This is a genomic window from Paraburkholderia sp. 32 (genome assembly GCF_050435345.1).
GTDB lineage: Bacteria > Pseudomonadota > Gammaproteobacteria > Burkholderiales > Burkholderiaceae > Paraburkholderia > Paraburkholderia tuberum.
The window spans coordinates 581,153-593,588 of record NZ_JBNDKD010000002.1; the positions used below are offsets into that span (position 1 = coordinate 581,153).

Below are 12,436 nucleotides of genomic sequence, written 5' to 3' on the forward strand. Positions count from 1 at the left end.
CGTCATGCCAGTTCCTCCACCGGTAAATTGAGCCGCGCGGTAATCGCGGCGATGTTTCCTTTTACGTCCCGCAAGTCGAAGTACTGAACCTGCAACCCTGCTTTCACGGCACCGACGATGTTCCTCATCTGGTCGTCTACGAAGAGGACTTCGTCCGGATTCGTCTTGAGTGAATCGACCGCCATCTGATATGCGCGGCGGTCCGGCTTCAGGATGCCGGTATGCGTCGCATCGACGATCGCAACCATGTCTTTGAGAACCGACATTTGCGCCAGAAACTCCGGTCCGTAAAAGAGCTCGAGTTCATTCGAAAGAATCCCGATCACGACGCCGTTCGCTCTCGCACGCCGGATCAGCCTGACCATGCCCGGCCGCACCACCGCATCCGGGTCAGTCTGCCGGGTCCTGGTCAGCATTCCGCGTACTGTCCAGTCAGGCTCTCCAATTGCGGCACCGATCTCCCGTGCGCGGATCGCCCAGTAATCCCTTTCGCTGATGTCATCGCGCTGCATGGATTGCCACAGCGAGTCAGTGGATGGATCGACCGGCCCGAGCCACGTGAGCGTTCCGGCAGGCAAGCCGAGCGTGCGCTCTGTCTCTCGATGGCGCTCAAATACCGAAACGCTGATGACACTACCGAAGTCCAGGAGCAACGCCGTGGGGATCTTTTGCGGAAACCGTGCGCGACGCTGATCGGCCGAATCGTCTGGTGTGATGCTTGGGAGGTCGTTCACGATTGCGCAACCGAAATGAGTTTAAGGTCCGTGTAGCCAAGTAATCCCTCGAGGCCGCTCTCGTGGCCGAGTCCGCTCTCCTTGACGCCGCCGAAGGGCGTCTCCGGCTGCGAAACGCCGAAGTGGTTGATGCCAACCATTCCCGCCTGGAGGTCGCTGGATAGCCGATGCGCAAAATCAAGGCTACCGGTGAACGCATAGGCAGCCAGACCAACCGGAAGCCGGTTTGCGCGTGATATCGCGTCATCAAGATCGTCAAACACGTCCAGTACCGCGATGGGACCGAACGGCTCTTCGTTCTGGACGCGGGAGTCCAGGGACGCATGCTCAATCACGGTAGGCTCAAAGAAGTAACCGGAGCGATTCACCCGTTTCCCGCCACAGGCTATCGTCGCGCCGCGGGTGGCCGCATCGTCAACGAACGCCTGCATTTCCTGCACGCGCCGGCTCTCGATTAGCGGACCGAACTGAACGCCTTCTTCAAAACCCGATCCGATCTTCAGCGACAAGGCCCCCTTCACGAATTCATCGCGGAATGCTTCGTACTGCGCGCGATGAACAATGAACCGGATAGGCGACGCGCATACCTGACCCGCGTTGCGGAATTTTGCAGGCACTGCGAGCCGGGCAGCCTTGGCACCCTCGTAATCCTTGCAGACAATCACCGGAGCGTGGCCACCCAGTTCAGCCGTGTAGCGCTTGACATGTCTTGCCGCCTGCTCACCGAGCAATCTGCCGACACGGACAGAGCCCGTGAACGAGATCTTCGCGATCTGTGGGCTTGAGATGAGCGACGATGAAATGAATGCCGGGTCGCCAGCTACCAGGTTGACGACGCCCTCCGGCATGCCCGCATCGACAAGGCACTCCACGATCGCCATGCAAGTTGCAGGCGTCTCCTCGGCGGGCTTGATGACCACACTGCAGCCGGCCGCGAGTGCGCCACCCAGCTTGCGGGAAGGGAGGTTTGCGGGAAAATTCCATGGCGTGAATGCCGCGACGGGGCCGACCGGAACGCGCGTGACTGTCTGGCTCAACACGTTCGAAATCCGCGCGGGCACACCGCGTATGGGCAATCGTTTGGCTTCCTCGGCGAGGAATTCGATGATGTCTGCCGAGAGCGTCACCTCGCGGACCGCTTCAGCCAGCGGTTTGCCCTGCTCGAGCGTGAGAATATGTGCTATTTCCCTGGAGCGCTCACGCATCAGGGCCGTCGCCGTGGAGATGATCCGGAACCGCTCGAGCGGCAGCATGCTTGCCCAGCGGCTAAAGCTTCTTCTCGCGGCATCAGCGGCTCGTTCGAGCTCGCGGCGGCCAGCGATGGGGAGATGACCGAGCACTTCGCCATCTGCCGGATTGACGACCGGGACAGCGCCTTCGTCAGTCTTATCTATCCACTGGCCATCAATGAACAGCCTGAGTTTTGGGTATGACATGGTGCGAGCCGTAAAAAGTTGTTAGAAACATTTTCTGTCTCGCCTGGCTACCCAACAATCAACCTTTGGGTGGATTTTGCTGGTCAGGTTCTGCTCATTACCTCACGCACGGTCTTCACACTCGCTGAAACGCGCTTGATCAGCTTGTCCGAATCGTCCGCCAGCTTTTTGATTTCCGCTGCCACCACAGCAAACCCGCGTCCGCTTTCTCCGGCGCGAGCGGCCTCGACGCGTGCATTGAAAGAGAGAATAGACAGCGCCCGTATTGTTTTCAGAATGTCGTCCACATCGGAAAGAATCGCGTTCGTGGATACCGTCAGTGCCACCAGGCGCTTCTCGGCGGCCATCTGTGCCGCCCGCTCGCCTTGTACCTCTATGACCAGTCCTTCGATGAACAGGAGTTTTCCGCTATCGTCGAACACGCCACCACCTACTTCTCGTACCCATACCGATTGCCGGTCCGCCCTCCTGATGCGGTAGTCAACGGTCCACGTCTGCCTGTGGCGCAATGCGGAGGTCACCGTTTGCAAAACGTATGGCTCATCTTCCGGTTCCGTCAGCGAAGGCAGCGTCCGCACGGCGTTGCCGACGAAATCGGATGCCGGATACCCGGTAAGGGCATGAATACCCGGCGTCGCGTACACAATCGTATATTCGTCGTCATTCATACACCGATACAGGAAACCATTCATTCTCGCCGCGATGCTTTGCATGATGGCGAGTTCAAGCTCCCGTCCGGGTATTCCGTTCCGCGCATTGCTGCTGGAAGCGGAAAATAAGGTGCCGCCCTGTCTCAATTGATGTTTCCCATGGCAATCGTCTGGCGTCGAGCGCATCGCGCGCTCGACGGGACCTGAGCAGCGGTCGTGCCGGAGTCAATTACTCGTCAGGACTCCGTCTTTCGAGAAAAGTGCCGGCGCCGACGCGCGCAGGAGCACGACGGCTGTGAGCGCCTCGCGATCTTGCCGGTGTTTTGTCGTCAATCGCTGCGCCTTTGCACTGCCCTCGATCAGCAGACCGTCGAGTCCGACGCCATAGAAATTCTCGCCGTTCGCAACCAGATCGGTGATCGAACTAGTCGTCCCTGAGTCGACTGCGCTCCACGTGTCTCCATCGTCCCGGCTCACGTACAGATGACCGAGCAGCCCGCCAACGAATACCGTGCCGCCCGATGCGACTGTACCGGCCCAGAGGCTGCCCTTGCCACCAGTCTGACGGTATTCCCAGGTTGCGCCGTAATCCCTTGAGCGGAGCACGAGACCTTGCTCCGCTGCAACATACAATGTCCCGTTGCCGCCTGCGAAGATCCGGAACAGATTTCGATCGGCTTTGCTCGCGCCGGGAGGCGGCGGCAACTTCACCGTAGTCCAGTGCACGCCTCCATCCTCGGTCTGGAGCATCAGTGACCACAAGCCCACCGCCCACCCGTGGAGACGGTCGGCAAAATACACCGAAAATAGCGGCTGATCCGTGGATGCGTCTGACCGTTGCAACCTCCACGTCTCGCCGCCGTCTTCGGAAGCAAGGATAACGCCCTGCTGACCCACCGCCCAGCCGTGAGAGGCATCGGCAAAGTACACGCCAGTAAGCGTCGACGTAGCGGGCACCGAACGCGCCTGGATGTATGTTCTGCCATTATCGTCTGACAGCAGCACGATTCCGTGCGCTCCGACGGCAACAATGCGCGAACCAGCACGGGCGGCGTCGAGCAACATGTGGTGGGTTGCGTCGCGCCAGACACGTGCTGGCGTAACCTGTATCTCAGTCGGCGCGGCGTAGGCTGTCTGTGCAGCGCCGCAGACAGCAATGCACAACCACATCGCGATACCCTTTTGTTTCATTCCCATGATGCGCCCTTCCTAACACATGCGTCGAATCAGTGATTGAGAACGCCGGGCGCTCTCACCGGCGTGCGACGGGGGAACAGCCTCTCCAGAACGACAGCAAGCGCCGGCAATGCCGTCATCGCCATCACCAGATTGACAATGAACATGAAGGCCAGCAGTTTGCCCATGTCTGCCTGGAATTTGAGTGCCGAAAAGCTCCAGGTCGCGACGCCGATCGCCAACGTAATTGCGGTGAATATGGTGGCGACACCAACCTCGAGCATCGCGTGCTCGACTGCTTTCACGATAGATTGGCCGTTGGCCATGTGCAGTTGGAGACGGTTGTAGATATAGAAGGCATAGTCGACCCCGATGCCCACTGCCAGCACCATGACCGGCAGCGTCGCGACAGTCAGACCGATCTGCAGTACCTTCATGAACCAGTAACCAATAAATGTGGCCACCGTCAAAGGCACACAGCAGGCCACGATCGCACGCACGTCGCGATAAGCCAGAAATACCAGGATCAATATGGCAGCGTAGACATATAACATCATCGGCAGCTCGCTTTTCTGAACTTCGTCGTTGGTCGCCGCAATAACACCGGCGTTTCCTGCCGCCAGACGGATTCGGACATCTTTCATTTCATGCGTAGTCCGGTACTGCTTGACGTCTTCGAGCAGGCGGTTGAGTGTCGCCGCCTTATGGTCCGTCAAAAAAAGGTGCACGGCGCTCATGCTGCAATCTTTATTCATATATCCTTTGATCCTGCCAATTTCAGCGGATAGCCCGCCGTAGTTTCCCGGATCGATCGGCACCACGTTCATCTTTGGATATCCCTCGTTGTAGCCCTCGTTGTAGGCCCGCAGCATTGCCGGATAGGACTGGACAGAGACCACGCCCGGCTCGCTCTTCATCGTCGAAGCGAAGTCATCTTCGAACAGTCCGACGGCCGGGTTATCGCAGGCTGAACCCGACGACTCGAAAACGACGGTCAACCAGTCGAGTCCGACATCGTAATTGCTTGCAATCGATACCGCGTCGCGATTAAAACGGGCATCCGCCCGAAGCTCCGGCGCGCCGGGCTGGAGCGTACCGATCACCCGGTCCCGGCTTTGCCATACAGCCAGTGCAAAGACAGCCACCGTGACACCCACGACTAACCAGGCATTGCGCGGCTCGGCTACCTTCGCGAGCTTCCGCAACCAGGCCGATCGTCGCTCCCGTTTGTCGAGTGCCCGGTCAGCATATGCCTTAGTGAAATTGAAAAATGATGCGGCCACTGGGAGCATCACGAGATTCGTCACGATTTTGTAGCCGACGCCGAGCGATGCCGTAATTGCGAGTTCGCGCACCATTGGAATCGGGATCAGCAAAAGCGTAACAAATGAGACAAATGCGGTGACCAATGCCAACGTGCCGGGAATCAGCAGTCCGCTGAAACTGCTGCGGGCCGCTTCCATGGTTCCGCGCCCGTGCGAGAGTTCTCGCACGATGTAGTTCACCTGTTGTATGCCATGCGAGACACCGATCGCAAACACCAGAAACGGCACAAGGACGGCGAGCGGATCCAGCCCGAAGCCGAGGAGTCTGAGCGTACCGAATTGCCACACAAGAGAAGTCAACGAGCAGATGATGGGCAGGACAGTGAACCGTATCGAGTGGCTATACCAGTACACTGCGAGTGCCGTCAATAACAGCGCGATGCCGCAGAAGCTCAGGACCGCTTTTGCACCATCGGCAATGTCGCCAATCTGCTTCGCGAAGCCGATGATCTGTATCTCATACCCAGCATCTTCGAATGGCTTACGAATACGTGTATCGAGCAGATGGTTAAATTCGACATAGTCGAGAGTCCTGCCCGCGCTATCTCGCTCGTTCAGCTCGGCGGTAATCATCGCGCTGTCTTCGTTATGCGAAACAAGTGTGCCGATATACCCGCCGCCGGTTGCCGACTGGCGAATCCTGGCCACGACCGCCGGGGTCAACTGATCCGGCGTGACCGTACCATCGATGACCGGATTGGCACGAAACCCGTCTTCGGCGATCTCGTTGACAAATGCGTTCGGTGTCCACAGCGACAGCACCCCCTGCCGGTCGACGTTCGGCAAAAAGGTGACCGCCTGCGTGACACGATATAGGCGGGTCAATCCTTCTCGAGTCCAGATAGAACCAGTCCGGGCGCGCACGACAACCGTAATGCGGTTTGCTCCGAAAAGGTCCTTGCGGTACTTCTGGAAAGTCTGGATGTACTCATGACCGACCGGCATCTGTTTCTCAAAACCAGCCTCCATACGCAGTTGGGCCGCAAAGAAAGCCATCGCAGTGGTAAACAGGGCAATCGTCAGCATGACGATTGCACGATGTCCGAAAAAGAAATGCTCAAGGCGGAGGACGATACGATTCAGCACGGAATCTTCCCTTCAAAGTTCGCGGCGCGCACAACGGCGCGTCGTATTACAATCCCTACATGTCAGAAGTTGCGAGTGGCGAACACGCCGACAAAATTGCGATCCGCAAATGGTTGGCCCACTGTATTGTGTCCTCCGAAGAAGGCTGTGTAGTTAATGCCAGCCTGCCAGACGGCAGGGTTCTGGTTAAACAGAACGTAGACGTTGACTGACTTCGCCCCCTGCATGTAGTTGGCGGTAAACGTAGGCGTATAACCGTAGAGAGCATCGGAGAATGTGATGCCTGGAGTCACCTGCCAACCACGAATCAACGTGCCGTCATAGGTCCAGTTGAAGTCGACGGTCGCGCCGATTGAACTCGCCGTACCCTGTGCCGCGATGATCGGATAGCCAAGGCTCGAACCGTTATTCAGCCATGCGAAGTAGCCGGCCGCCGGCACCTGAGTCACGCTCTGGCCATTGATCGTGCTCGTCACGCCGCTCGAGCTCAGACCCGGGTAATAGATCCAGGTCAGTTCAGCCGTCAGCACCGCCATGTCGGCATGAATCAGCTTGAGGAACGGATACTCGCTTTGCGTAAGACTGAGCTGGCCGTTGATGTCATATTGAAGCTTCTTCCTGTCGGCCCATTGCGCGCAATTAGCACCGCTCACAGCGTTGGTATTGGCATCGAGCGGTCCGTTCGCCCCGAAGCAGCCGGAAAGTGCCACAGCATCGTGGGGGCGGTACGACAGCTCGGTGCCGATTGCCCAATCTCCGAGCGCAAAATTTGCGCTCACGCCGAAAAGCTGGCGACTGTGAAGGTACGACCACTGGCTGGAACCATTTGCCAGCGTCGAAAGTACCGGTGACTTGTCGGTGTAGTTTTCGTAGTAAAAGCCAAAGTTAACGTCAATGCTCTTCGGCTTGTAGCCAAGCTTCACACCGAACTGCGGCCTGGTGTTGGTCGGTAACACTGTCGATACGGGAATGCCGATCGAGTTGTAGGGCGGACCCGCGAACTGCCCGTTAACCAGCCCCTGATTGATCCCGGCAAGGGTTGTCGAGTTTCCGCTCTGCGGCCCGGCGATCGTACCAGCATCGAGCCCCCCGACGTTAAAATTGTTCGAATTAACGGTGGCCGGCTCCGCGCCACGTCCGAAGTTATCGGCGACAGACCAATACGAGCCGACCGGAGGATAGCGGTTTCCGTTCCACTGGAACTGATAATAGCCTTCCGTACTGAATCCATGTCCAAGCCCGGTCGCAAAGCTCAACATCGGAGCCGGTATCAGCGCCTGCTTGATCTGCGCGCCAGGTATCAGCAACGTCTGGATGTCGACAGCATTGGTGGCGTTGATGCCACCTTGTGCAAAATAGCTCTCGCCCCAGTTAATCACCTGATTACCGAAGCGCACGTGGGCAGCTTGGCCACCAACTGTGAAATCCTTTTCGACCCAAAGGTCAAGCAGGCGTACCGGATATTCGACCTGTGCCAATGCGGTGCTCGATAGAGGTGTCCGCGCAGTATCATGTACGATGAAGTCGTACATTCCCGTGCCACGGACCATGAACTTGTAGCCTTCGCTCGGCATCGTCAGCAACAACTCGCTCGTGGCGCTGATATACGTGCTGAATGGCTGGCCCTTCCGGTAGTTCAGGTTGCCATTGTCACCAAAAGACCATTGATCAACGTTGGCTGCAGCACCGCACCCGTACGCATTCGGATCGCCCGTCAGCGAACAGCTTGGACTTTTTGTACGAATGGCAGCACCGGCGGTCAGGTTGGTTACCCACGAACCCGTAAGGTCCCCAAAACCGGTAGTAAAGTCGTAGCCGTACGCATTACCCGTTACTGTACCGAGCATCGCCAGTGATATTGACGCGCCTACCCCTACCCTTTTCATCCCTGATCCCCATTTGTGGTTTTTGCGGAGGGCGTGCGTCTGTCAGGCGCACGCTCATCTCAACGCTTGCGGCCTACCGTTCGCTAATAGACCGCAGGTTCTCTGCTGTGTAGAAATCGGAACTGAACTTTGGATCGGTCGACTGCTCGACGTAACGCACGTCACTTCCCGCACCGATGACACCCTGATCGGCGACATATCGTCCAGACGTCACGTTGTACTGGACGAAAGGTTCGACATCGCACGTTCCACCCAACTCCCAGACGGGAATGGGATAGCCTTCCTTTGCCTTCCAAAGCTTGCCCTGTCCGTCATAGTCTTCCCCCGCGAGCGCCAGATAGGTATCTTCGTCAAGGTAAACGACCTTCTTCTGCGACACGTGCCGCATATTCGGCTTGAGCACGGCCTCGAGGACGTACACGCGATGCAACTCATAGCGGCGGGCCGACGGGTCGACCGAGTCCTGCTTGTACACATCACCCACACTCTTCTTGAAGTCATACATCCCAAAGTCGTTGTACGGGACGTACATCTCTTTCTTTCCTGCGAGCTTCCAGTCGAAACGGTCGATATCACCGTTAAAGAGCCATGGTTCGTCAACCGTGTACTGATTTTCGAACCCGATTTGCGGGGCGTCGTAGTCGTATGACGGCATACGGCGCACACGGCGCTGTCCGGAGAAGTAGTAGTAGGTCGGAGCTTCATTGTTGGCAAAATTGAAAGTCTGCACGAGACCCTGCCCCGCGAGTGCGGCTGGCGACTCGTAGGCGAAGTAGATCGAGAACAGCGCTCCATCGGCCTGCACCGCATTTGACCCCTTCTTGCCCCAAGGGAAGTACAGGGTCTGGTGGCTGACCACATCGATCCAGTCGGAGCTTCCGGGGCGCGGCGAAACAAGCGTATTAAGTTTGTTCCACTGGATGCCCACACCTCGATAACGCGTCAGGTAATTCCAGATTGCCTGCTGGCCGGTCTTTGCCGCCGGAAAAGGCACTCCTGGCAGTACGGCATTTTGAAGATGATTACCGCTCGCATCGAGCTTTGCCTCACCAGCATTCTTTTTGATGTTGTCCTGAACCCAGTCGGGGTATCCGCAGTCGCGATGCGTTGGGTAGACCTCCATGCGGTAGCCCTTGATCTGCTTGAACAGAGCGAGCTGCCCCGGCGACAGCTTGTCTGCATACTGCGCAACGTTGTCAGCCGTGATTGAGAACAGTGGCTTTTCCGACTTGTACGGCGAGTAGTCGCCCCGCGGTTTGCCCGGCGACCAGCCCGTCGGCGTTGCCTGAACGCCCCCATAAACAGGGATCTGGCCATCCTTGCTGGCCCCCCGTTCCGCCCCGGTTACGGTCTGGCTTCCGGCACCCTGCGCCCAAGCCGCCACAATGACAGCGCTGCATACGATTGCCAGCGCGGGTTTGATATAGAAGTGCATCGCCGACCCCTATCCAAGAGAAACTTGATGCTGGGCATGACAATCGGGCGACCCGTTGATTCATGACCAGTTGAGGCAATTCTCAGCAGCCTAAATTGTCGCCGCGATCAACCGAAGGGATGATTTGACGAACTCCTGGTCCTATGGATAACCCCGATATGGGCCATTGATCACTTTGGGCGTGTGCGGTATGCGTCGCAGTAGAAAATGAAGTCGCCGGCGCCACGCTGGCGCTCGGTTAGTTGTACTTATTAACTGACGAATCGCTAATGGCTACAATTGTTGCCACATAACTGTCGCGTTCGTCGCGTGCTTAGTTTCCCGAGGCCAACCTGGGCTGCATAAGCCCGGCCCAGCAGCCAGTGCTCCCTATTTCATATTCTCGAGGATAAAAACAGCCTGGGTGTGTCGGCAGAATATCTGCCGGCACACCCAGGCGTCCTGGCACTGAGATCAATGCCCTTCGTACTCTGCGATCATCGATACGAGGCTGGCGCGATTCGGCACGCCCACTTTCTCGTATATCTTGAGAACATGCGATTTCACGGTCGCAACACTGATGTGAAGCGAATCGGCGATGCTACAGTTTGTCTGGCCTGATATCAGGAGCTCTACGACGTCGAGTTCCCGGCGAGACAGTGCAAACTCCTTGGACAAGTCCTGTCGCAATTCCGACCTGCTCCGCCCAGTGAAACCGCGCAGGTTGTACTCAATATACTGGTGCATTGAGTCCACAACGGCGGCAACCTGCGAGCAGTCCTGGTCGCGACCGAGCAACAGACTGATCCCTCCAAGAAGTCGCGTGTCGCTCCGGAAGGCAGTCTCAACGACGTCTTCGAAACCGTGTGCCTTCAAAAAACGTACGTAGTGCTGATTTTCTGGCGTAGTGATTTGTGCGACGGTCTCACTCAACAACGCAGCACGAGCCGTCTCACTCTGCAGCCGATGATATTCGAAAGGGTCGAACTCGCACATGCCAGCCTTGTATTCGCGATGAAATGCTTCCGGGACATCCAGGCGGCGAAATTTGCAGCTTTCCGTCCGTTCCTCGACGACGTAGAACGCCAGCGCTCGGACACGCGTCATCGTTGCCACAAACTCCATCGTCTCGTCGACAAAACGCGCACCGACCAGGGGACGTTCCGAGCGAAAGCGATCCGTGGGGCGACACTCCAAGTTCTGATCACACTTCATTTAGCAGTCGTCCAAGTCTGTTATACAGGGTCGGGCGTGCACTTCTGAGCCAGACGGCGAAGCCCGCACCAGCGGCTCCCACGCCAAGCGTCGCCCACGGCACCAGTTCCGACCAAATCGATTTGCTGCCGCTCAGCAAGTCCACATGGACCATGATTTGCCACAGGCACAGGAACAGCCCGACGGATGCCATCGCCGGGGCAATGGTACGCTGCCAAAGGGAAACACCACGCCCGTTCTTCCAGAAGAAACCCACGACGGATAACGAGGCGAAGCCCTGCACAGCGACGATGCCGACGGATGCCACGACGCTCGACCACGGCAAGAGCCCCTGCAATGGATCAACTCCGCCAAGACCGCAGGCAACGATAAAAACCAGCCCGCTTACGGTCTGTACGATGCTCGCCACGAAAGGCGTCTGCTGCACGGCATGGGTCGTCGCCAACCCGCTCCAGATAATGCCCTCACGCGCCAGTGAAAAGAAATATCGCGAGATCGTGTTATGAAAACTGATGAGGGCCGCGAGAAGACTCGTTATCATCAGCATGCCCATCGCGTCAGCAGCCCACGCCCCGACCAGTCTGGACGTCATCGCGAACCACATATTGCCGGGATCTTTTTCAGCTTGAACCAGCGCGGCTTCGGGACCATATGCGGCGATGATCATCCAGACCGAAACTGCGTAGAGGACCATGATCAACGTGATCGCAGCGTAGGTAGCTCTCGGAATCGTCTTTAGAGGATTCTTCGCCTCTTCCGAATAGATAGCGGTGGTCTCAAAGCCCATGTACGAGCCGACGACAAACACCAACGAAGGCCCAAAACCGCTGGTCAACACGGTGGACGGAGCAAACGACGCAAGCGGAAAACCCTTCGGGCCGCCGCCATTCAGCACTACCGCAGCATCAAAGATCAGGATGATGGCGATCTCGCACAGCATCAGGAGGCACAAAAATCGCCCGCTGAACTCTACATTGCGATAGCCAAAATAGTGGACCACGAGCGCTGTACCGGCCGCACTGAGCCACCATGGCACGGCTGCGCCTACATGGTCATGAAGCCATTGACTCAGAAAGAACCCCACCATCGCGTAACAGGCGAGCTGAATAGCGTTGTATGCGAGCAAAGCGAGGAACGCGCCGCCTACCCCCGCCGGTCTGCCTAGACCCGCAGCGATATAGGCGTAAAAGGCACCCGCGTTCCTGACATGACGGCTCATTGCGGCGTAGCCGACACTGAAAAGCAGATAGACGGCTCCGGCAATAATGAACGAGCCAGGGACACCCGCACCATTGCCCATAGCAATGCTCACCGGCACCGCACCGACGAGGGCCGTCAACGGGCCATTTGTTGCAATCACTAAAAACACGATCGACGTCAATCCCAGTGCGTCCTTGCGCAGCGCATGCTCCTCGCCAGCCTCAGTCTTCATAGCGTTCCTCTTCTACATCCCTATTAGTCTTGACTTTCGGAATGCGTATCTGTGAATGCAAGACGGTTCTTTGGCCGAAATA

General features: G+C 57.5%; 9 protein-coding genes. All 9 read right to left on the reverse strand.

Annotation, left to right across the window (positions count from 1 at the left end; all coding sequences use genetic code 11):
- Positions 1–2: 2 nt before the first annotated feature.
- The 9 genes from OKW26_RS18030 to OKW26_RS18070 all read right to left on the reverse strand — a co-directional run bounded on the left by OKW26_RS18030 (position 3) and on the right by OKW26_RS18070 (position 12,354).
- A complete protein-coding gene (locus OKW26_RS18030) occupies positions 3–734 on the reverse strand; it encodes an HAD-IA family hydrolase (RefSeq protein ID WP_429354613.1) in 732 nt (243 codons plus the stop codon).
- Positions 731–2,170, reverse strand: a complete 1,440-nt coding sequence (locus OKW26_RS18035; protein ID WP_429354614.1) for an NAD-dependent succinate-semialdehyde dehydrogenase — start codon at positions 2,168–2,170, stop codon at positions 731–733. The genes OKW26_RS18030 and OKW26_RS18035 overlap by 4 nt, the downstream gene beginning before the upstream one ends.
- 83 nt (positions 2,171–2,253) lie before the next feature.
- Entirely contained in the window at positions 2,254–3,006 is a 753-nt protein-coding gene (locus tag OKW26_RS18040) for a PAS domain-containing protein (RefSeq protein WP_429354615.1), read from the reverse strand.
- Between the two features lie 39 nt (positions 3,007–3,045).
- Positions 3,046–4,017, reverse strand: coding sequence for a WD40/YVTN/BNR-like repeat-containing protein (locus OKW26_RS18045; RefSeq protein ID WP_246530358.1), 972 nt, complete (start codon positions 4,015–4,017; stop codon positions 3,046–3,048).
- A gap of 29 nt (positions 4,018–4,046) precedes the next feature.
- Positions 4,047–6,407, reverse strand: coding sequence for an efflux RND transporter permease subunit (locus OKW26_RS18050; protein ID WP_429354616.1), 2,361 nt, complete (start codon positions 6,405–6,407; stop codon positions 4,047–4,049).
- A 62-nt stretch (positions 6,408–6,469) separates the two neighbouring features.
- The gene (locus tag OKW26_RS18055) at positions 6,470–8,293 is read right to left on the reverse strand and encodes a DUF1302 domain-containing protein (RefSeq protein WP_429354617.1); all 1,824 of its coding nucleotides are present in this window, start codon (positions 8,291–8,293) and stop codon (positions 6,470–6,472) included.
- A 73-nt stretch (positions 8,294–8,366) separates the two neighbouring features.
- Positions 8,367–9,728, reverse strand: coding sequence for a DUF1329 domain-containing protein (locus tag OKW26_RS18060; protein ID WP_187638457.1), 1,362 nt, complete (start codon positions 9,726–9,728; stop codon positions 8,367–8,369).
- A gap of 453 nt (positions 9,729–10,181) precedes the next feature.
- Positions 10,182–10,922, reverse strand: a complete 741-nt coding sequence (locus OKW26_RS18065; protein WP_429354618.1) for a response regulator transcription factor — start codon at positions 10,920–10,922, stop codon at positions 10,182–10,184.
- Positions 10,912–12,354, reverse strand: coding sequence for an APC family permease (locus tag OKW26_RS18070; RefSeq protein WP_429354619.1), 1,443 nt, complete (start codon positions 12,352–12,354; stop codon positions 10,912–10,914). Before OKW26_RS18070 ends, OKW26_RS18065 begins: the two co-directional genes overlap by 11 nt.
- Positions 12,355–12,436 lie beyond the last annotated feature (82 nt).